The organism is Corynebacterium sp. LaCa54 (assembly GCF_046717495.1).
Classification (GTDB): domain Bacteria; phylum Actinomycetota; class Actinomycetes; order Mycobacteriales; family Mycobacteriaceae; genus Corynebacterium; species Corynebacterium kefirresidentii.
In genome coordinates this window covers 379,202-396,747 of sequence record NZ_CP177115.1, presented here as the reverse complement: position 1 = coordinate 396,747, position 17,546 = coordinate 379,202, and the positions used below count along the sequence as shown (strand labels likewise).

Annotated in this window: 26 protein-coding genes and 2 pseudogenes; 12 read left to right on the top strand and 16 right to left on the bottom strand. The window is 59.2% G+C overall.

Going from position 1 to position 17,546, the window contains the following annotated elements:
* Nucleotides 1-8: 8 nt before the first annotated feature.
* Together ACLI1M_RS02040 and ACLI1M_RS02035 are read left to right on the top strand one after the other, a co-directional pair.
* Entirely contained in the window at nucleotides 9-926 is a 918-nt protein-coding gene (locus ACLI1M_RS02040) for a hypothetical protein (RefSeq protein ID WP_248100345.1), read from the top strand.
* A 175-nt stretch (nucleotides 927-1,101) separates the two neighbouring features.
* Nucleotides 1,102-1,494: a multidrug transporter gene (locus ACLI1M_RS02035; protein WP_248100347.1), complete on the top strand. Its 393-nt coding sequence runs from the start codon at nucleotides 1,102-1,104 to the stop codon at nucleotides 1,492-1,494.
* A gap of 36 nt (nucleotides 1,495-1,530) precedes the next feature.
* Here ACLI1M_RS02035 and ACLI1M_RS02030 read toward each other — a convergent pair whose 3' ends face one another.
* The 4 genes from ACLI1M_RS02030 to ACLI1M_RS02015 form a co-directional block, all read right to left on the bottom strand.
* A complete protein-coding gene (locus ACLI1M_RS02030; protein WP_248100349.1) occupies nucleotides 1,531-2,373 on the bottom strand; it encodes an ABC transporter ATP-binding protein in 843 nt (280 codons plus the stop codon).
* An 85-nt stretch (nucleotides 2,374-2,458) separates the two neighbouring features.
* Complete coding sequence (locus ACLI1M_RS02025; protein ID WP_248100350.1) at nucleotides 2,459-3,493, bottom strand: FecCD family ABC transporter permease; 1,035 nt, start codon at nucleotides 3,491-3,493, stop codon at nucleotides 2,459-2,461.
* 5 nt (nucleotides 3,494-3,498) lie between these two features.
* Nucleotides 3,499-4,581, bottom strand: a complete 1,083-nt coding sequence (locus ACLI1M_RS02020) for a FecCD family ABC transporter permease (RefSeq protein WP_248100351.1) — start codon at nucleotides 4,579-4,581, stop codon at nucleotides 3,499-3,501.
* Complete coding sequence (locus tag ACLI1M_RS02015; protein ID WP_248100352.1) at nucleotides 4,582-5,529, bottom strand: ABC transporter substrate-binding protein; 948 nt, start codon at nucleotides 5,527-5,529, stop codon at nucleotides 4,582-4,584. It lies immediately after the preceding gene.
* Nucleotides 5,530-5,629: 100 nt separating this feature from the next.
* Here ACLI1M_RS02015 and ACLI1M_RS02010 point away from each other — a divergent pair, with 100 nt between their 5' ends.
* Entirely contained in the window at nucleotides 5,630-6,451 is an 822-nt protein-coding gene (locus ACLI1M_RS02010) for a siderophore-interacting protein (protein ID WP_248100353.1), read from the top strand.
* A gap of 72 nt (nucleotides 6,452-6,523) precedes the next feature.
* On the opposite strand, the gene rpsQ is transcribed toward ACLI1M_RS02010, so the two are convergent.
* Genes rpsQ through rpsJ form a run of 11 tightly spaced genes read right to left on the bottom strand, consistent with a single transcriptional unit; the run spans nucleotide 6,524 to nucleotide 11,695 of the window.
* On the bottom strand, nucleotides 6,524-6,832 hold the full coding sequence (rpsQ, locus tag ACLI1M_RS02005) for a 30S ribosomal protein S17 (protein WP_023020554.1): 309 nt from the start codon (nucleotides 6,830-6,832) through the stop codon (nucleotides 6,524-6,526).
* A gap of 2 nt (nucleotides 6,833-6,834) precedes the next feature.
* The gene (gene rpmC / locus ACLI1M_RS02000) at nucleotides 6,835-7,065 is read right to left on the bottom strand and encodes a 50S ribosomal protein L29 (RefSeq protein WP_005322842.1); all 231 of its coding nucleotides are present in this window, start codon (nucleotides 7,063-7,065) and stop codon (nucleotides 6,835-6,837) included.
* A complete protein-coding gene (rplP, locus tag ACLI1M_RS01995) occupies nucleotides 7,065-7,481 on the bottom strand; it encodes a 50S ribosomal protein L16 (RefSeq protein ID WP_023020553.1) in 417 nt (138 codons plus the stop codon). Before rplP ends, rpmC begins: the two co-directional genes overlap by 1 nt.
* Before the next feature lie 3 nt (nucleotides 7,482-7,484).
* Nucleotides 7,485-8,228: a 30S ribosomal protein S3 gene (gene rpsC, locus ACLI1M_RS01990; protein WP_248100354.1), complete on the bottom strand. Its 744-nt coding sequence runs from the start codon at nucleotides 8,226-8,228 to the stop codon at nucleotides 7,485-7,487.
* Nucleotides 8,228-8,590 carry a 50S ribosomal protein L22 gene (gene rplV, locus ACLI1M_RS01985; protein WP_005276938.1) on the bottom strand — a complete coding sequence of 121 codons (363 nt, stop codon included), beginning with the start codon at nucleotides 8,588-8,590 and terminating at the stop codon, nucleotides 8,228-8,230. Before rplV ends, rpsC begins: the two co-directional genes overlap by 1 nt.
* Before the next feature lie 3 nt (nucleotides 8,591-8,593).
* Nucleotides 8,594-8,872, bottom strand: a complete 279-nt coding sequence (gene rpsS, locus ACLI1M_RS01980) for a 30S ribosomal protein S19 (RefSeq protein WP_005276936.1) — start codon at nucleotides 8,870-8,872, stop codon at nucleotides 8,594-8,596.
* A 13-nt stretch (nucleotides 8,873-8,885) separates the two neighbouring features.
* Complete coding sequence (rplB, locus tag ACLI1M_RS01975) at nucleotides 8,886-9,722, bottom strand: 50S ribosomal protein L2 (RefSeq protein ID WP_023020551.1); 837 nt, start codon at nucleotides 9,720-9,722, stop codon at nucleotides 8,886-8,888.
* 35 nt (nucleotides 9,723-9,757) lie between these two features.
* Nucleotides 9,758-10,060 (bottom strand): 50S ribosomal protein L23, encoded by a 303-nt coding sequence (gene rplW / locus ACLI1M_RS01970; protein ID WP_023020550.1) that lies wholly within the window; start codon nucleotides 10,058-10,060, stop codon nucleotides 9,758-9,760.
* The gene (rplD, locus tag ACLI1M_RS01965) at nucleotides 10,060-10,713 is read right to left on the bottom strand and encodes a 50S ribosomal protein L4 (RefSeq protein WP_005322847.1); all 654 of its coding nucleotides are present in this window, start codon (nucleotides 10,711-10,713) and stop codon (nucleotides 10,060-10,062) included. The genes rplW and rplD overlap by 1 nt, the downstream gene beginning before the upstream one ends.
* Nucleotides 10,710-11,366, bottom strand: coding sequence for a 50S ribosomal protein L3 (rplC, locus tag ACLI1M_RS01960; protein ID WP_023020549.1), 657 nt, complete (start codon nucleotides 11,364-11,366; stop codon nucleotides 10,710-10,712). The genes rplD and rplC overlap by 4 nt, the downstream gene beginning before the upstream one ends.
* A gap of 23 nt (nucleotides 11,367-11,389) precedes the next feature.
* Entirely contained in the window at nucleotides 11,390-11,695 is a 306-nt protein-coding gene (gene rpsJ, locus ACLI1M_RS01955) for a 30S ribosomal protein S10 (protein WP_003848085.1), read from the bottom strand.
* A 355-nt stretch (nucleotides 11,696-12,050) separates the two neighbouring features.
* Here rpsJ and ACLI1M_RS01950 point away from each other — a divergent pair, with 355 nt between their 5' ends.
* Genes ACLI1M_RS01950 through amaP form a run of 7 tightly spaced genes read left to right on the top strand, consistent with a single transcriptional unit; the run spans nucleotide 12,051 to nucleotide 15,536 of the window.
* A complete protein-coding gene (locus ACLI1M_RS01950; RefSeq protein WP_248100355.1) occupies nucleotides 12,051-12,365 on the top strand; it encodes a hypothetical protein in 315 nt (104 codons plus the stop codon).
* Between the two features lie 49 nt (nucleotides 12,366-12,414).
* Nucleotides 12,415-12,894, top strand: coding sequence for an Asp23/Gls24 family envelope stress response protein (locus ACLI1M_RS01945; RefSeq protein WP_086589073.1), 480 nt, complete (start codon nucleotides 12,415-12,417; stop codon nucleotides 12,892-12,894).
* A gap of 5 nt (nucleotides 12,895-12,899) precedes the next feature.
* On the top strand, nucleotides 12,900-13,247 hold the full coding sequence (locus tag ACLI1M_RS01940; RefSeq protein WP_049358636.1) for a hypothetical protein: 348 nt from the start codon (nucleotides 12,900-12,902) through the stop codon (nucleotides 13,245-13,247).
* Between the two features lie 2 nt (nucleotides 13,248-13,249).
* A complete protein-coding gene (locus ACLI1M_RS01935) occupies nucleotides 13,250-13,444 on the top strand; it encodes a hypothetical protein (RefSeq protein ID WP_005322852.1) in 195 nt (64 codons plus the stop codon).
* Entirely contained in the window at nucleotides 13,444-14,409 is a 966-nt protein-coding gene (locus ACLI1M_RS01930; RefSeq protein WP_248100356.1) for a lysophospholipase, read from the top strand. Before ACLI1M_RS01935 ends, ACLI1M_RS01930 begins: the two co-directional genes overlap by 1 nt.
* Nucleotides 14,402-14,968 (top strand): DUF6286 domain-containing protein, encoded by a 567-nt coding sequence (locus ACLI1M_RS01925; RefSeq protein ID WP_248100357.1) that lies wholly within the window; start codon nucleotides 14,402-14,404, stop codon nucleotides 14,966-14,968. The genes ACLI1M_RS01930 and ACLI1M_RS01925 overlap by 8 nt, the downstream gene beginning before the upstream one ends.
* A complete protein-coding gene (gene amaP, locus ACLI1M_RS01920) occupies nucleotides 14,961-15,536 on the top strand; it encodes an alkaline shock response membrane anchor protein AmaP (protein WP_248100358.1) in 576 nt (191 codons plus the stop codon). The genes ACLI1M_RS01925 and amaP overlap by 8 nt, the downstream gene beginning before the upstream one ends.
* Here amaP and ACLI1M_RS01915 read toward each other — a convergent pair.
* Complete coding sequence (locus tag ACLI1M_RS01915) at nucleotides 15,525-16,223, bottom strand: hypothetical protein (RefSeq protein WP_248100359.1); 699 nt, start codon at nucleotides 16,221-16,223, stop codon at nucleotides 15,525-15,527. The genes amaP and ACLI1M_RS01915 overlap by 12 nt on opposite strands.
* Before the next feature lie 331 nt (nucleotides 16,224-16,554).
* Here ACLI1M_RS01915 and ACLI1M_RS01910 point away from each other — a divergent pair.
* Nucleotides 16,555-17,064: pseudogene (locus ACLI1M_RS01910) on the top strand (ABC transporter permease); the annotation flags it as partial.
* A gap of 18 nt (nucleotides 17,065-17,082) precedes the next feature.
* Nucleotides 17,083-17,532: pseudogene (locus ACLI1M_RS01905) on the top strand (helix-turn-helix domain-containing protein); the annotation flags it as partial.
* Between the last annotated feature and the right edge of the window lie 14 nt (nucleotides 17,533-17,546).

Sequence of the window (17,546 nt, the reverse complement as noted above, 5' to 3'; positions counted from 1 at the left end):
AGAAACACATGAAGCGTTTGCCACAGACCCTGACTGCTGCTGTACTGACCGGCGCACTCGCCTTTGGCGGCGCAGCTATTGCCCAGGCTCAGATGCCACTACCGGCTTCCATCGAGACCAATGGCATTACCTACGACAAGCAGCCCGACGGCAGCTACGCACCACGCAACCGCTTTGAGAACCCAGCCGGCGAGGACACCGTACCTACCCTCACTGAGGATCAAGCTCGCGCCATCTGGGAGCGTCAGCAGTCAAAGGATGGTGAAAGCGCTGATCCTGAGACCCCTGGAAACGAGACTGACACTGAAGGCGCAGCCGACGCCGAGGGGACTGACTCCGAGAGCTCCAACAAAGAAGGTATCCCTGCTCCAGCTACGAAGAAGGACGCCGAGGGCAACGAGTGGTACCAGAGCCTGAAGGATCCGAAGGTTTACGTCAACGACCCAGCTCTGGTGAATGAAGAGATCACCGACGAGATGCGCAATTCTTACGCTGAGGCGTTCCTGTCTGAGGATTCGAAGCCTGAATTCGACAAGAATAAGCTGGCTTGGTTGGCACTGCCAGCTGCACTGATCATCGGTGGCATCACCTGGTACCTTTCCCAGGACGGCAAGACCTACGTCAAGGACGAGGCACGCAAGAACCAGGAACCGACCGCTGAGGAAAAGGCTGCTTCCGAGCAGATGCTGAACGCTAACAAGGACGAAGTTATCGCCCAGGTCGGTCAGCTCGCTGAGGGCGACGCTGCTCAGGCTGACGCTCCTTCCGCTCCATCTGCACCAGCTGCTGGCGAGTCCGCAGACTCCGCACGTGGTATGTCCGCTGAGACCGGCTCCAACTCCGTTGCACAGGCTCTGGCTGCTCTGGCCGTAGCTGCAATGGTCGCTGCTGGCGCTTTCGCCGCACGCTGCAAGTTCTTCGCTTAAGCAAGAGCCTTCCTAGTAAATAGGAAACTGAATTGAGACTGGCTGCGCCGGTCGGGCTTCGGCCCGGCCGGCGCAGTTTTGTTTCGTCAAAAACAGGATCCACGTAAACGGAAAACGAAGCCCCTACAAGATTGAAATGCCCGGACGCCGGGTAATTCTTAGTACAGTTTCCAGTATGACCTACACCAAGCGCACCCTGTGGCTGCACTCCGCGCTCTTTATCCTCGCGTTTCTCGCGTTTATCCTGCCCGTAGTCTTTGGCACCTCCGCTCTACTTCCTGTTTGGTTGACCGGCGGGCTGAGTCTGGGGCTAGCGGCTTGCGCGCTTGTCGACGCCGCCTATAAATTCTTCGCCCCTACCTCCCCTCGTAGCCTCCGCCTGCTCTCTGGTCTTGCCGGCCTCGTTCTGCTCATCGGCTGGGGCATCTGGGTCTATATCTACGGCAATATGGCGGCCGTGGGCACAGGTTCCTATCGAATCGGTACCTTTTTGCTCGGCGCGGGAAGCGTGCTCAATCTTTTTGTAGTGGCAATTTCCTTTCTAGATATACAAAGAAAGGTCAACTAGAGCGACTGGGCAACAGCCACAATTGGCAGGCTTCCACTAATGCGCCGCTACGACGCGGCGGGGAACAATGATGGGAGCATCGCCGAGCGGATCCTCCCAGGCTTCAGCCTCGATGCCATAGGCCTGCTCCAATACCTTCGGGGATAGCGCTTGTTTCGGCGCCCCGCGAGCGATAATTTTGCCGGCTTTCATCACCACCATGGAATCAGAATAGTGGCCGGCCAGCATGAGATCGTGCAGGACTACAACCACTGTTTTTCCCACCTGCGCCTGTGCGCGAGCCAACTCCAGCATGCGCATGGCATGGGCGGGGTCGAGAAAGGTCGTGGGTTCGTCGAGAAGCAGCACAGGCGTATCTTGTGCCAGTGCCAACGCCAGCCAGACGCGTTGGCGCTGCCCACCCGATAGCGAAGCGATATCACGATCGAGGAAGTCCACAATGTCGGTAGCCTCGCAGGCCTGCGCGATAGTCTCCCGATCCGTAGCGGAAAGGCCGCGCATCCTCCCCTGATAGGGATGACGCCCGCGCGCGACCAACTCGCCTACCCGTAGCCCATCGGGGGCCACGGGGTGCTGCGGCAGCAGCGCCACCTGCTGCGCGGCATCCTTCGCGGACAGCGCATGTAGGTCAGCGTCCCCGACCATGACGCTGCCCTGCCGCGGGGCCAGGATTTTCGAGAGAGTTTTCAGCAGCGTGGACTTGCCACAGCCATTGGGCCCAATGAGCGTGGTGACTTCGCCGGCACGGGCGTGCAGATCGACGCCGGCAAGGATGTCCTCGCCATCCTTATATCCCGCATGAATGCCGGTGGCGTGGAGACTGCACCGAGGCTTCGCGCTCGTGGGCTGTTTAGGCTGATTAGGCCGATTATTCGTCATATCTTTTCCTTCATCCACGTACGACTATCTAGCACCATCCGGCGCTGTGTTTGTCCGTTTCCCCCGCTGTGCCGCGGCGCAACGTTTAGCTGCGCCCGGCCGCATTCCACACCACTATCACCAAGGCGCAGCCGCCGATGACCGAGGAAACCGCACCCACCGGCGCGTTTACCGGGATAGCGCCAGCGATGACGGCGCACACGGTAAGCAACGCCGCGCCCGCGGCTGCCGACGCCAGCGGCGATGGCGTGGGGGTGCGCGCCACCATCCGCGCCAGGTGCGGCGCTAGCAGCGCGATAAACCCAATGGGTCCCACCACCGAAACCACCACGGCGCTGATACCGGTTGCCGCAATAAGCAGCAGGGCGCGCTGGCGGGAAATATTCACGCCCAGGGTGGTTGCGGAGGAATCATCGTGGGCAAGCAGCGGCAGCTCCCCCGCGCACCAGATGCCTATAGCGAAAAACGGCGCTAATGCCGCCAGCAGGGGGAGGATGACCTCCATGCGCACAAATCCAGTCGATCCCGCAAGCCACGTTTGCGCCTCCGCAGCGCGCAGGACCTGGGTGCTGCGCATCAAATACGCCACGATGGCCTGAAACAGCAGCGATAAGGCAATACCGACGATGACGATGCGGTTGCTCGTACCGATGCCACCAAGGGTGGCGAGGAGGAGGACAACGAGGAGGGCGCCGATCGTCGCCAAGCATGCCCGCCACCAAAACTCCGGGATACCCTCAGCGAAACTGGGGCGCGAATGCACGGTACCCAGGACCACCAACACCGATGCCCCGCCGGTAACGCCTAAAATATCCGGCGAGGCGAGCGGGTTGCGGGCCATGGTTTGCGTCCAAGAACCGGCCAGGCCGAGGGCGGTGCCCACGATGACGGTGGCGATAGCAACCGGCAGGCGCAAGTCCCACACCACCCTGATGTGGCTCTCGCTGCCGCCGCCGGTGAGAACATCGATGACTTGACGTGGGCTCAGTTCCACGGAACCTTGCCCCAACAATACTAAGTACGCGATAAGGGCGATAAGGATAAATGCCAACGTGGAAGCGAGCACGCGCGCGTGCCGACGGCGTTGCTGCGCTGTTAAAATTGTGCTGATCGTGGTCATGCGTTTTACCCCCACGTTCTGCCCATTCCTCGGTGGGCACCCCAAATGAGGAAGGGTGCGCCCACTACCGCGAGGACGATGGACATCTCCAGCTCCGAGTTACCCACAATGAGGCGGCCGATGATATCGGCGGCAAGCACGGCACAACCACCTAAGAGCGCGGAGGGCAAAAGCATGGTAGCAACGCTAGGGCCCACCACCCGCCGCACGATGTGAGGAATGGCAAAGCCGACGAAGGCAATGGGCCCCGTTGCCGCCGTTGCACTGCCGGCCAGCACCACGACGCTGAGCGCCGCGCCCACCCGCGCGGTGGTGGGGGACCCGCCCAAGGCGAGGGAGGACTCCTCCCCCATAGCCAAAAGATCGAGGGGTCTGGCTGCCATCGCCGCGCACGCTAGGCCGATAACAAGCCCTATGCCCGCGATCGCGACGTCTTCTGGGCCGCGGCCAAAGGTGGATCCGATGGTCCACCGCCGCATGCTATCGAGGACGTCCGTGGAATAAAGGCCGATGATCATCGCGCCCGATCCCAAGGCGGCGGAGACGCCGGCACCTACCAGAACGAGCGTCAGAGGATCCTGAAACCGCCGCGATACGGCTAAGACCAGCAGCGTGGTAATACCCGCGCCAGCGAGCGCGAGGGTAGTCCGCATACCGGTGGAGGTAGCAATGCCGATGGCCGTGCCTATGGCAACAAAGAATGACGCACCCGCGGTAACGCCAATAAACCCTGGATCCGCCAGCGGGTTTCTGGTCCACGATTGCGCCAGTACACCGGCCACAGCAAGGGCCGCGCCGGCGAAATAAGCCAGGAAGGTGCGCGGCATGCGCAGGTTCCACACGATATCGTGGATATCCTGCTCCCCTGCTCCGTGCAGGGCGGCGATGACCTCCCCGGGCGGAATCGAGCGGGATCCTAGCGTCAAGGACGCCACCGCCAACACCAGGCTGGCGAGGATGAGGGCAACAAGGAGCAGCTTGTGACGAGGTGCCCGCGTCATTACCGGTGCGGCGGCGCCGGTGGCGGTAGGACTATCTGCGGTGTTATCCGTCTGGATTTTTTGGCCGACTTTCGTGGTTGCTGACAATTACAGCTTCTCTTCAAACTTATCTACTGCCCAGGGGATGGTCACCGGGTTCGGCATACTCATGGCATTACCGGTATCCGTATCCAGGTAGCGCACGCGACCATCCTTGACAACGTCGAGGCCTTGGAAGGTCTTATCCTTCTTCAAGGCTTCGGAGGAACCGTTGTAGTCCAGGACAAAGAGGTAATCAACCTGGTTAAGTTTTGCGTAATTTTCTGGGGCAATGTCAACGAAGAAGCTGCTGCCATCGCCCTGCAAGGCATCGGGGATCTCCATGCCAAGATCCTCGATGAATTGTCCGCGCCCGTCCTCCTCGGTGTAGAGGCCGATTTTGCCGTCATAAGGCATGACGATGGCCGCAGATTTATCCTGCAATTCCGTGTGCTCGCGGCGGAATTCCTCGAAGGCCTTTTCGGTGTCATCGATAAGCTTATCGCCTTCGTCTTCCTTACCCACCGCGTCTGCAATGGTTTCTACCTGCTTTTCCCAGGGCACCTGCCAGTCTTCATAGCCATCTGGCTTGACGGTGGTAGGCGCGATGTCTTCCAGGGATTCCTTCGTATGCGCATCCACGGCCTGGTTCACCGCAATGATCTGGGTGGGGTCTGCCGCGGTGATCTGCTCAAAGGTATCCGCGGTGAATCCGGTTGCGGTGTTATAAATCACCTCAGGCTTTGCATCGCCCAAAAGCTTCTCTGCCCAGGGGCCGACGCCGGAGGGATCGCCATCGCCCTCAGCACCCCACGGTGCCACCGCCACGGGAGTGATCCCCAGGGCAAGCAGCGTATCGGCGTCACCCAGGCCCAGGCTAGCCACCCGCTGCTCGCTGGAAGCGTCAGTAGTCTTAGCCGTTTCATCGCCTTCACCGCGGGAGCAGCCTCCTAAGGCTACGACTCCGGCAGAAAGCACTGCTACTGCACCCAAACTACGACGGCCGAAAATCTTCACCAGGCTAGCCCTTTCAAGAAGGAGGAAAATAACTTTGCTTAGCCTATACCGCAAAGAGTAATTTAGGCAAGCCTTAGTTTATTATGAGTATATTAGACGCATGAACTCTTCCCCACAATCCGCCACGATGCGTCAACACGAACTCATCCCCGTTATTCTGACCGCTAATAAACGGATCCGGCCGCGCCTGCACCGCCTGACGTTTTATGCCGAGGCATTCCGGACATACACCCTCTCCGGACCCGATGAATTCTTTGGACTCGTCATGCCACAAGCCGGACAGGAATTTAGGCCCTTCCCCGTCGACGGCATAAACCTCCGCTCGGCGGTAAGCGCGATTTGCGAGGAGAGGCGGCCGGACCTGCGCTGGTATACCATCCGCGCGCTCCATTCAGAAGAGGCCACAGTCGATGTCGACGTGGTCACCCACGGCGATTCCGGACCTGGCTCGCGGTGGATTCGCCGCGCACGAGCCGGCGATACGGCGGGATTCTTTACGTGCAACGACTTGTGGCGACCAACCGAGTCGGCACAACTTCTAGTCGCCGATGCATCCGCCCTGCCCGCCCTGCGGCACATCTTGGCCTACCAAGAAAACCATAACCCGGCGACGCTTCGAGCCACCGATGTTATGGCCGTGGTAACCAGCGAGGACGAGGTAGAGCCGGGCCTTGCAACTCGGTGGGAGACGAGCGTCCGCAGCCTGCGCATCATTTATACCCAGCCGCGTCAGGAGGCGGATGCTGTCGTAGCCGCTCTAAGAGCGGACTATGCCCGTGCGCCGGGGCCAGGGTACGTGTGGGCTTCCGGCGAGGGGGAGCTAGCAAAGAGCGTACGAGGCCTCGCGGTGAATGAGTGGGGCCTGGATACCACCGCCGTCACGTGGGTTCCCTACTGGTTTTATGGACGGGCCCGACCGTAGCGAAGCCTTAAAACGGCGAAGGCCCCTACCCCGAACCATAAGATTCGGAGCAGGGGCTGCGCTGGCTAGTTTTTACTTAGCCTTCTCGATGATCTCAACGAGACGGAAGTGCTTGTCCTTGGACAGCGGGCGGGTCTCAGCGATGCGTACGAGATCGCCGATGCCTGCGGTTTCTTCCTCGTCGTGCGCCTTAACCTTCTTGTTAGAACGCATGATCTTGCCGTACAGGGCGTGCTGCTTGCGGTCTTCCAGCTCGACAACGATGGTCTTGTTCATCTTGTCGGAAACTACATAGCCGGTGCGAACCTTAGGAGCGCCCTTGACCTTCTCCTTCTTCGGAGTAGGTGCCTTCTTGGAATCAGTCACGTTAGCCTCACTCATGATTAAGCCTCAGCTCCCGGAGCAACGGACAGGCCCAGCTCGCGCTCGCGCAGAACGGTGTAGATGCGGGCAATGTCGCGCTTAACCGTGCCGATGCGGCGGTTGTTGGTCAGCTGGCCGGTGGCCTTCTGGAAGCGAAGGTTGAACAGTTCTTCCTTCGCATCCTTCAGGCGGGACTGCAGCTCAGCATTGTCGAGCTCACGGAACTCGTGGGCGGGGGTACCGGTTGCCATTAGAACTGGTCCTCCTTCTTGATGATACGGACCTTGCAAGGAAGCTTCTGGCCAGCGCGGCGCAGAGCCTCAATTGCAACGGCATCGTTCGGATAGCTCATCTCGAAAAGTACGCGGCCCGGCTTAACGTTAGCCACCCACTTCTCAACCGGGCCCTTACCGGAACCCATACGAACGCCGAGCGGCTTCTGGGTCAACGGACGGTCCGGGAAGATGTTGATCCACACCTTGCCACCACGCTTGACGTGGCGGTTGATGGCAATACGTGCGGCCTCAATCTGACGGTTGGTGATGTACGCCGGCTCGAGAGCCTGGATAGCGTAATCGCCGAAGTTGATGCGGTTACCGCCCTTGGACACGCCGCGACGGTTCGGGCGGTGCTGACGGCGGTACTTAACACGCTTAGGAATCAGCATGGATTAGCCCTCCTGCTTCTGCTGTGCACGCTGGCGGCGCTGGCCACCGCGGCGGGAGCGACCATTGCGGTCACGGCCACGGCCCTGTGCCGGAGCGTTCAGTTCGGACTCGCGTACGCCACCGACGACGTCACCCTTATAGATCCACACCTTGATGCCAATGCGGCCGAAGGTGGTGTGGGCCTCTGCGGTGCCGTAATCGATTTCGGCGCGAAGAGTGTGCAGCGGAACGCGACCCTCGCGGTAGCGCTCAACGCGGGACATTTCAGCACCACCCAGGCGGCCGGACAGCAGAATCTTGATGCCCTTAACCTGTGGCTGGCGCATAGCGGACTGGATAGCCTTGCGCATTGCACGACGGAATGCGACGCGGTTAACCAGCTGCTCCGCGATGGAGTGAGCAACCAGGGTTGCGTTTGCGTCTACCTGCTTGACCTCGAGGATGTTGAGGGCAACCATCTTGCCGGTGAGCTTTTCCAGCTCGCGGCGGATACGGTCAGCCTCAGCACCGCGGCGGCCAATCACGATGCCCGGGCGGGCGGTGTGAATGTCGACGCGGACGCGGTCGCGGGTGCGCTCGATAACGACGTCGGCAATGCCGGCGCGCTCGAGGCCCTTGTTGAGGTAGTTACGAATCTTGATGTCTTCGGCTACGTAGTTCGCGTAGTCCTTATCGGCGAACCAGTGGGTCTTCCAGTCGGAAGTGATGCCCAAACGTAGGCCGTGAGGATGGATCTTCTGGCCCATTACTTGGCCCCTTCCTGCTGGCTTTCGACCACCACGGTGATGTGGCTGGTGCGCTTACGAATCATGAATGCACGACCCTGTGCACGCGGCTGGAAACGACGCATGGTCGGACCCTCGTTGGCATAAGCCTCGGAGATGACCAGGGTACGTGGGTCGAGGCCGAAGTTGTTCTCAGCGTTAGCGGCTGCAGAAGCAACGACCTTAGCAACTGGCTTGGAAGCACCCTGCGGTGCGTACTTCAGGATAGCCAGGGCTTCGCTTACGGACTTGCCGCGGACCAGATCGAGCACGCGACGTGCCTTCATCGGGGTGACGCGGACGTAGCGGGCCGTGGCGGATGCGGAGGTGATGGTCTCACTCATCGCTTATCGACGTCCCTTCTTGTCATCCTTGACGTGACCCTTAAAGGTCTTGGTTGGTGCAAACTCGCCCAGCTTGTGGCCGACCATGGAGTCCTCGATGAAAACCGGCACGTGCTTGCGGCCGTCGTGGACGGCGAAGGTGTGACCGATGAAATCGGGGAGAATGGTCGAGCGGCGAGACCAGGTCTTGATGACCTGCTTGGTGCCTGCATCGTTCTGAGCATCCACCTTGTTGAGGAGGTGCTCATCGACGAACGGGCCCTTCTTAAGGCTGCGTGGCATTGTTTACCTCCTCTTAGCGCTTCTTGTTCGGGCGACGACGGCGCACGATCATGTTGTTGGAGTAACGGTTCGGGTTGCGGGTGCGACCCTCCTTGTGACCCCATGGGGACACAGGGTGGCGACCACCCGAGGTCTTACCCTCACCACCACCGTGTGGGTGGTCAACCGGGTTCATAACGACACCGCGGACGGTCGGGCGAACGCCCTTCCAACGCATACGGCCGGCCTTGCCCCAGCGGATGTTCATCTGCTCGGCATTGCCAACCTCACCAACGGTGGCGCGGCAGCGGATATCCACACGGCGGATTTCGGAAGACGGCATACGCAGAACTGCGTACTTGCCTTCCTTACCCAGCAGCTGAATGGAAGCACCAGCGGAGCGAGCCAGCTTAGCGCCAGCGCCCGGCTTGAGCTCAACAGCGTGGATGGTAGAACCGGTCGGGATATTACGCAGAGGCAGGTTGTTGCCAACCTTGATATCTGCATTCGGGCCGGACTCTACGATGGTGCCCTGCTTCAGGCCTTTAGGGGCGATGATGTAGCGCTTCTCGCCATCAACGTAGTGAAGCAGTGCAATGTTTGCGGTGCGGTTCGGGTCGTACTCGATGTGAGCGACCTTTGCCGGGATGCCGTCCTTGTCGTTACGACGGAAGTCGATCAGACGGTAACGGCGCTTGTGGCCACCGCCGATGTGGCGGGTGGTAATGCGGCCGTAGTTGTTACGGCCACCAGTCTTGCTCAGCGGGCGCAGCAGGGACTTCTCCGGAGTAGAACGAGTGATCTCGTCAAACTCAGAAACGGAGGATGCGCGGCGACCCGGAGTTGTCGGCTTGTACTTACGAATAGCCATAATTCTTCCTTTTCCTTTCGGCTCTCCGGTGACGCTTAAGCGCCGCCGCCGAAGACGTCGATGGAGTCGCTGCCTTCACGGAGCGTCACATATGCACGCTTGGTGGACTTACGCTGACCGTAACCGGTGCGGGTGCGCTTACGCTTGCCTGCACGGTTCACGGTGTTCACGGAGTCGACCTTGACGTCAAAGATCTGCTCTACGGCATCTTTAATCTGGGACTTATTGGAGTCCGTGGAGACGTAGAACGTGTACACGTTCTGCTCCATCAGACCGTAGGACTTCTCGGATACAACCGGGGCGATGATGATATCGCGTGGGTTAGAAATCTTAGCCATTAGTTCTCCTCCTTATCCGCGCCGGTTGCGCGGTTGATGAAGGTGTGTAGCGCCTCAACGGAGAACACAACGTCATCGGAGTAGAGAACGTCGTAGGTGTTGAGCTGGCCAGCGTCCAGGATCTGAACGTTAGGCAGGTTATTAGCGCTACGACGAGCGTTGATGTCCTCGCGGCCGATGACCAGGAGCACGTTCTTGCGCTCGGTCAGGGACTCGAGGAAGGCCTTAGCCGACTTGGTGGACGGCTTCTGGCCCGGTACGAGCTCTTCGATGACGTGGATGCGCTCGTTGCGAGCACGGTCAGACAGTGCACCGAAGAGAGCAGCCTTGATCATCTTCTTAGGGGTGCGCTGTGCGTAGTCGCGCGGCTGTGGGCCATGGACGGTGCCGCCACCGGTGTAATGCGGTGCGCGGATGGAGCCCTGGCGTGCACGGCCGGTGCCCTTCTGACGGAAAGGCTTGCGACCACCACCGCGGACATCGCCGCGGGTCTTGGTTGCGTGGGTGCCCTGGCGTGCAGCAGCAAGCTGAGCGTTAACAACCTGGTGCATCAGAGCAATGGATGCCTCGGTGTCAAAGATTTCAGCAGGCAGGTCTACAGAGCCGTTGGTCTTACCCTCGGAAGTGTGGACGTCTAGCTTGAGGTTGCTCATGCGTGTGCACCGCCCTTCACTGCGGTCTTAACGGTGACGAGGCCGCCGCGCGCACCAGGGATAGCACCCTTGATGAGCAGCAGGTTGGACTCGGCATCGATTTTCTGAATCTTCAGGTTCTGGGTGGTCACGCGGTCCTGGCCCATACGGCCAGCCATGCGCTTGCCCTTGAAGACGCGGCCCGGGGTAGCAGCGCCGCCGATGCCACCAACGCGGCGGTGAGCGGCCTGGTTACCGTGAGCTGCGCCCTGGCCTGCGAAGCCGTGGCGCTTCATGGCACCAGCGTAGCCGTGGCCCTTGGTCTTGCCGGTGACGTCAACGAAGGTGATGCCCTCGAAGATGTCAACCTTGACCTCTTGGCCAACCTCATAAGCAGAGGTGTCGTCCATGCGGATTTCCGCAACGTGACGGCGTGGGGTTACGCCAGCCTTCTTGAAGTGACCACCAACCGGCTTATTTGCCTTGCGTGGGTCGATTTCGCCAAAGGCGATCTGGATGGCGCTGTAGCCATCGGTTTCGGGGGTGCGAATCTGGGTGACAACGCATGGCCCTGCCTCGACGACGGTAACCGGTACAACGCGGTTGTCCTCGTCGAAGACCTGGGTCATGCCGAGCTTCTTGCCCAGAATGCCCTTGATCTCGTTTTCACTCATTATTTGTTCTCCACCAAAGTCGCTTACTGGATGTTCACGTCGACGCTTGCCGGAAGATCGATGCGCATAAGAGCATCAACGGTCTTCGGGGTTGGGTCGAGAATGTCGATCAGGCGCTTGTGAGTGCGCATCTCGAAGTGCTCGCGAGAGTCCTTGTACTTGTGCGGAGAACGAATAACTGCGTATACGTTCTTCTCGGTTGGGAGCGGCACTGGGCCGACTACACGAGCACCGGTACGGGTAACGGTCTCGACGATCTTCTTTGCAGAAGCGTCGATAGCCTCGTGGTCATAGGCCTTCAGCCGAATGCGGATTTTTTGTCCCGCCACGCTTATCCTCTTCCTCGCTTCCCCACTTTCACATTCCCGGCGTTTCCGGGGCGTGAAGCGGTGGGAAATTGCTTCTCGATTTCTCTATAACGTTGTCCGGGCTTGGGGGCCTGACACAACGCCAGTGGTCTGACTGTCATGACGACCAAGAGTTGCGGTACATGGCAAGTGCCAGAACGCAGTGCTCTCGACGGGGTACAAGACCCGTAGTCAAAGTATTGTGAAGAGGACGGTTTTCACGCATTACACGTGGAGAGTGTCCAATTCGTCTACTGCCGCTGTTTATTTGCCATGCCCCTTCTCCGGTCCATCTTCTCGGGGTGTCACTGCTCTAACGCGGACCTAGCCCGATCGGATGACCTTCCAGTCAATGTTTCAAGTTCCCCTGAAACATGGCGACAACGAAGGTGTCATGTTCGCTTTACCAGCTCAGCGTCTCCCCAAGACTGTGCTTGACGACGTCCGTCGCTCGCACCACATCTCGGTTCTCGCTGCCCTGTTAAAGCAACCTTTGTATTTAAGCATGTTGGGCTGCGGTTTTTCAAGCCGCGTATTAAACCGTGCCAAAAATCACGTTTTGGATAATTTTGTTGCTCCGCACCCCACGATTGCCGGAGAAGTATCTAAGCTCGGTGTCATTGGCTATGGACAATTTGTCCTGCCTAGATAGTTGAATACCGCTTTCTCACAGCACTCGATAAAGAAAGGCACAAACACTTATGTCTGAAAACAAGACTCCTGCACAAAATACCGATAACCAGGTTCCGGCTTCCGAGGAGCGCGAGGTAAATAACAACCTGGAAACCCAGTACGGCACCACCACCATCGACGATGTCGTGGTCTCCAAGATTGCCGGCATCGCAGCCCGCGAGGTTTCCGGCGTGGATTCATTGGGTGGCGGCGGCGCCCGCATGATCGGCAATATTCGCGAGTCCTTCGGTGCTTCCGAGGACGTCCGCCAGGGCGTAGACGTAGAGGTAGCAGAAGGCTCCGCCCGCATCGAGATTGCAATTACGGCTGAGTACGGCGTGGCCATCCACGAGCTCGCTGAGGCTATCCGCCGCAACATCATGAATGCTGTAGAGCGCATGACCGGCCTGAGCGTCGAGCGCGTCAACGTTGTTGTTCACGATGTCAAGCTGCCGAAGGATGAGTCCGAGTCTGAAGACCAGGCTGCTTTGAACCAGGGTCAGGCCTAAGCCCAATGCCTGAGCCCCGAGCACATTTCGAGCTCGAGGTAAGCCACGCCCGCGCTATTGCAGAGGCCGTCACGAAAGTCCGCGGCGTCGCTGCACTCGACGGCGGTTCGTTCGGTTCGGTGAGTTTGTACCTCCCAGGCGAGCGCATCGTCGGCATGCGGCGACCCAATCCGCGCGATGATCGCCACCTGCAGATCAACATCCGCGTCGATATCAGCGCGGCGCCGGACCTTTATGCCTTGGCAGAAGATATCCGGTCCGCCGCACGTGGGGCATGTCCCGAACTGCAGCGCATTGACGTTGAGTTTTCTGACGCCGTGGATGGCTTATCCGCTGCTCCATCGAAGGAATAGATATGAAAAATTACACCACTTTGGGCATCATTTCCGGCCTTATTCTTGCCTTCTTTTTGTACCTAGGCTGGGGTCCTACTTTGCTCGCCGTACTCCTTGCTGCCATTGGCGGAATCGTGGGAGCACACTTTGATGGCCGTATCGATCTCACCTCTGTGTGGAATGGCCTCATTGGTAAGGAGAAAGGCCAAGGTTAATGACAGATAGTTCCACTCAGGGCCACACGCGTATCTCGCTGCGGACCATGGAACACATCGTTACCGCCGCGATCGCTAGCGTGCCCGGCACCAAGGCCATAGAGGCCAAGCTAGCGGGCATCGGCGGCCGCGGTTTTCCACGGGTCTCGGTCCAAATGGACTCGGAGCGCGAGGTAGCGGCCGTCAACGCCACTATCGGCGTGGTGTGGCCCTCGCCGGTTACTACGGTGGCGGAGCATACCCGCACCGCCATTTCAGAAGCCATCGCGGCACATACCGGTTATTCCACGACACGCGTTAATGTCACCGTTGGCGGTTCCGTTCCGGGCAATCGGGTCACAGCGGCAGAAGTGGAGCAGCGCCAGGTTGCTGCTGCCGTCGCGCCGCACATCACGCCCTCGCCGGTCTGGCAGCCGGTCACTGCCGAGTCGGTCAACGTACGCAGCATTGCCACGCCGCAGAAAACACCGGTGCGCAGCGTCACTGCCCTGGACTCCGACATCGCGGTGCGGTCTGTAAACACTCCGCGCGAGACTGAGGTACGCAGTGTCTCTGCTGACCTCCCTGACCACCACTTGCGCGAAGTCTCTTCCCCGGGCGAACCTGCGCTGCGGCCTCTCAAAGAGCCTAAGCCGGTACACGTTCACAGCGTGGCGGCACCGCGCCCAGCCAAGCTGGTCCCCAGCGGACAGGTTCGCCCGCTGTCGCGAAAAGTACAGGTATCAACTCCTCGGCCGCAGCCGCTGCGTGATATCGAGATCCGCCACGAATGGTCACCGCGCCGCGTGCAGACCCCTAAGTCCACGCCTGTGCGAAAGGTACAAGCCCCTCGACCACAAGCACTCAAACGTATTGAGGTCACCCCGGCCAACCCTCGCCCACTGCACGTGGATGCGCCGCGGCCGGAACCGTTGCGCGCCATTTCCATAAACCCCTACCGCCCACAAGGAGGCAACCATGGCTGAACAGCACATGCCTGAACACTTTGGGCAGCAGCCGAAGGCGTCTCCAGCGGCGCGAACGTGGGCTGTCATTCTAGGGCTGCTTCTGATCGTCGCGGGCGTCGTCGGCGTGCGCGAGACGTGGCTTGTAGGTTCCGGTTCCGATGCCCAATCATGGGTACAGCCAGTACTTAACCTCATCGCCACTGAACAGCTGCAGACCTGGATGATTTGGGCCGGTGTCGCATCCATTATCGTCGGCCTTATCTTCCTATTTGCAGCGCTAAAGACGCGCCGCACAACGCACCTGCAGCTGGCTTCCGATACCGCGTCCATGTGGATGCGGCCGGTAGATATCGCTCGCCTATCTTCGGCGACTGCTCGCCGCGTGCCGGGTGTTGCCTCCGCACAGACCTCAGCGGATAAAAAGACCGCTAAGGTCACCGTCAATGGTGATACCGACGATGCCGAGCTGCAGGGCCGAGTAGAGACCGCGGTTACGCAGTGCCTGGCGCACTTAAAGAATCCGCCACAGGTCACCGTAGCTGTAGAAAAGATTCCGGAGTTGGATAACAATGTCTAGAAAACTTGCTACTTTTGACCGTATCCTGCTCGGCCTGCTGGGAATTATCCTCATCGCTTTGGGCGTGTGGCCCATCCTTATCCACTTCAATGTGGAGTTTGCCAAGTATTTAGCCCTGTGGGTAGACCACGATGCATGGAAGACGTTGGCGGACAATGACTGGTGGGTCTGGGCGCTGGCCGGTGGTTCCGCACTACTGCTTATCGTAGGCCTGTGGCTCGTGGTAGCTAACCTGCGCCACCGTCGCTTTAATAACGTGGAGTCTGCATCGTCTAATGACAAGGGATCTATTACGACGTCGATGAACGCTATTGCCGGTGCTGTGGCCCAGGATCTGGATGGGATTAAGGGCGTCGAGCACGTGGAGCGGCTCGTGGCTTATGACCGCGCCCGCCCTACCCTGCAGTACACGGTCACGGCCAATCCGGATACCCCGGTGGAGCGCCTTACTGGCACCGTGGAGACCAATGAACGCGATTTCCGCGCGGCTTTCCCGGACGCGGATTTGGACACCATTTACAAACTGCAATTCAGCAAGGTTGGGCCTCTGAAGGACCTATCCGAATAGCGGGTTCGGGGTCTCTGCCACTAGGACCTCTTCAATGGCCCCCAAACGGGCCGATTCGCCGCCCCCGAGGATCACTTCCAGTTCCTCTCCGGGGCGGCATTTTTCTATTCGCTGCCAAGAATAATCCTGGCGAGTAACGCGGCGATTTTCCTTGGCAAATAGGTGTAACCCATGGTCAAGAACACCAATGGCCCCGGAGAAGCGAAGAACAAAGACGAAATCGCCTAACTCCTGCCGCTTCAGGCCCTTGAGGTCTGGGCGCTTAGTACTCAACCGCATGAGGCTGGTAACCACGCCAAAGCGGTGCTCGAAGCCTTCTGTATCACGAATGGTAAAAGGCCGGCCGGGCCCGGTTGGGCGAATGGAATCATATGCCCATACCACGGGTTGAGCTTGTGGACGGCGCACGATGACGTGGGTGGGCGTAGCAGTAATGCGGTTAGTGGGGGCTTCGGCAAGCACCAGCCACTCCCCTTCCGCAATGCGTCCGTTATCCAAGGGCAGAAGCGGTGGATGCACGGCCGCTTGTCGCTGCAACTCCGCTACCAGCTCCGCATCGCTCGCACCCCAACCGATGCCCCGATTAGCCAGCATGGCAAAGAAGGTGGCGAGGCTGAGGTCGGGTTGGCCTTCCCAGGCGCGACGGAGGGACTCAAGAGTGGGATCGATGCGGGTGGGGTCATCCATATCCGCCAAGACTACCCAGCGCCGGCGACAGGCAAGAGGTCGGGGCGCGGGCGAAGATATTCACCCCCGAGTTAATTTCATTCAATTAAATAAATACTATAAGTGTTCAACAATCGCGAACGCCATATCCCTGTTCATCGGCGCTTTATTGCACCATTTTCCCACCTCGCCACCTCCGCCAATACCTATCAAGTTAAAGGGGATTTACATCACGGGGCTAATTCGATTGTGTCCTGCACAACCGATTATTAAATTGGTCACATACAACGATTCGCTCGTTGGAACCACATTTGCATCCCGTTTCCTGCTTAACCACGCACGGAGAATCTCTATGACTAAATATCTGATCAAAAAGACCCTGGGCTGGTTACTCATGATCTTTTTGGCTACCAACCTCGCCTATCTCTTGGCGGCCAGCTTTCTGGACCCACGGTCCAATTACATCGGCCGCCGCCCGCCGCTTTCGGCGGAGGAAATCAATAACCTCCTCGAACCCTATAACCTCAGCCCCGATACCCCATTAGTGCAACGCTGGTGGACCTGGCTGACCAATATCCTCACCAAATGGGACTGGGGCCAATCCCCAGTGGGCGAGGTGGTGAACTCAGAAATTAGCTACCGCATCTGGGTCTCCGCGCAGCTGCTCTTGCTTTCTACTATTTTGTCCATCCTCATCGGCGTGGCCGTGGGTGTTTATACTGCTTCGCGCCAGTACAAGACCGGCGACCGCATCTGGCAGGGCATTTCCATCATCGCAATGAATACCCACGTGGTGGTCGCTTCTATCGCTGTGGTGTGGGGCGCGCTCAAGATCAACGAGCTCACCGGAAAGAAGATTTTCCGTGCTGTCAAGGGGTGAATGCGCCACTTCGACCGGGAGGTAGTTGTGACGCGTTGGACTCCGAAGGATGTTAAGGATGCTGCTGTTGAGCGCGTGGTGGCAGGCGAGGCAGTTAGCCTGGTCGCGCGTGATGTGGGTGTAGGCCCCGAATCGGTTTACGGTTGGTTGAGGGTAAGAGGTGTCGAACCTCCAGGCAGGCGTGCGAGTCGTTTGCGTGATCCGTTTGTCCGTGAGGCTGTTGGGTTGGTGCGTGCAGGTATGTCGATCAGTCAAGCAGCACAGACTGTTGGAATATCGACTGGCTTGCTTCACAGCAGGTTAAAGAAAGCTGGTGTAATCGAAGTGCGGCCTAGACGCGCCCACTTGTCACCTGATAAACGTGCCCAGGCCGTGGAGCGAGTGCTTGCTGGTGAGAGCTGTCAGACAGTGGCTGATGCTATCGGTATGCATCCTTCTACCGTGTATGGGTGGATAAGGAAGCA

Coding starts and splice junctions, on each gene's coding strand:
- ACLI1M_RS02040 (WP_248100345.1), top strand. CDS start 9: ATGAAGCGTTTGCCACAGACCCTGACTGCTGCTGTACTGACCGGCGCA.
- ACLI1M_RS02035 (WP_248100347.1), top strand. CDS start 1,102: ATGACCTACACCAAGCGCACCCTGTGGCTGCACTCCGCGCTCTTTATC.
- ACLI1M_RS02030 (WP_248100349.1), bottom strand. CDS start 2,373: ATGACGAATAATCGGCCTAATCAGCCTAAACAGCCCACGAGCGCGAAG.
- ACLI1M_RS02025 (WP_248100350.1), bottom strand. CDS start 3,493: ATGACCACGATCAGCACAATTTTAACAGCGCAGCAACGCCGTCGGCAC.
- ACLI1M_RS02010 (WP_248100353.1), top strand. CDS start 5,630: ATGAACTCTTCCCCACAATCCGCCACGATGCGTCAACACGAACTCATC.
- rpsQ (WP_023020554.1), bottom strand. CDS start 6,832: ATGAGTGAGGCTAACGTGACTGATTCCAAGAAGGCACCTACTCCGAAG.
- rpmC (WP_005322842.1), bottom strand. CDS start 7,065: ATGGCAACCGGTACCCCCGCCCACGAGTTCCGTGAGCTCGACAATGCT.
- rplP (WP_023020553.1), bottom strand. CDS start 7,481: ATGCTGATTCCTAAGCGTGTTAAGTACCGCCGTCAGCACCGCCCGAAC.
- rpsC (WP_248100354.1), bottom strand. CDS start 8,228: ATGGGCCAGAAGATCCATCCTCACGGCCTACGTTTGGGCATCACTTCC.
- rplV (WP_005276938.1), bottom strand. CDS start 8,590: ATGAGTGAGACCATCACCTCCGCATCCGCCACGGCCCGCTACGTCCGC.
- rpsS (WP_005276936.1), bottom strand. CDS start 8,872: ATGCCACGCAGCCTTAAGAAGGGCCCGTTCGTCGATGAGCACCTCCTC.
- rplB (WP_023020551.1), bottom strand. CDS start 9,722: ATGGCTATTCGTAAGTACAAGCCGACAACTCCGGGTCGCCGCGCATCC.
- rplW (WP_023020550.1), bottom strand. CDS start 10,060: ATGGCTAAGATTTCTAACCCACGCGATATCATCATCGCCCCGGTTGTA.
- rplD (WP_005322847.1), bottom strand. CDS start 10,713: ATGAGCAACCTCAAGCTAGACGTCCACACTTCCGAGGGTAAGACCAAC.
- rplC (WP_023020549.1), bottom strand. CDS start 11,366: ATGAGTGAAAACGAGATCAAGGGCATTCTGGGCAAGAAGCTCGGCATG.
- ACLI1M_RS01950 (WP_248100355.1), top strand. CDS start 12,051: ATGACCTTCCAGTCAATGTTTCAAGTTCCCCTGAAACATGGCGACAAC.
- ACLI1M_RS01945 (WP_086589073.1), top strand. CDS start 12,415: ATGTCTGAAAACAAGACTCCTGCACAAAATACCGATAACCAGGTTCCG.
- ACLI1M_RS01940 (WP_049358636.1), top strand. CDS start 12,900: ATGCCTGAGCCCCGAGCACATTTCGAGCTCGAGGTAAGCCACGCCCGC.
- ACLI1M_RS01935 (WP_005322852.1), top strand. CDS start 13,250: ATGAAAAATTACACCACTTTGGGCATCATTTCCGGCCTTATTCTTGCC.
- ACLI1M_RS01930 (WP_248100356.1), top strand. CDS start 13,444: ATGACAGATAGTTCCACTCAGGGCCACACGCGTATCTCGCTGCGGACC.
- ACLI1M_RS01925 (WP_248100357.1), top strand. CDS start 14,402: ATGGCTGAACAGCACATGCCTGAACACTTTGGGCAGCAGCCGAAGGCG.
- amaP (WP_248100358.1), top strand. CDS start 14,961: ATGTCTAGAAAACTTGCTACTTTTGACCGTATCCTGCTCGGCCTGCTG.
- ACLI1M_RS01915 (WP_248100359.1), bottom strand. CDS start 16,223: ATGGATGACCCCACCCGCATCGATCCCACTCTTGAGTCCCTCCGTCGC.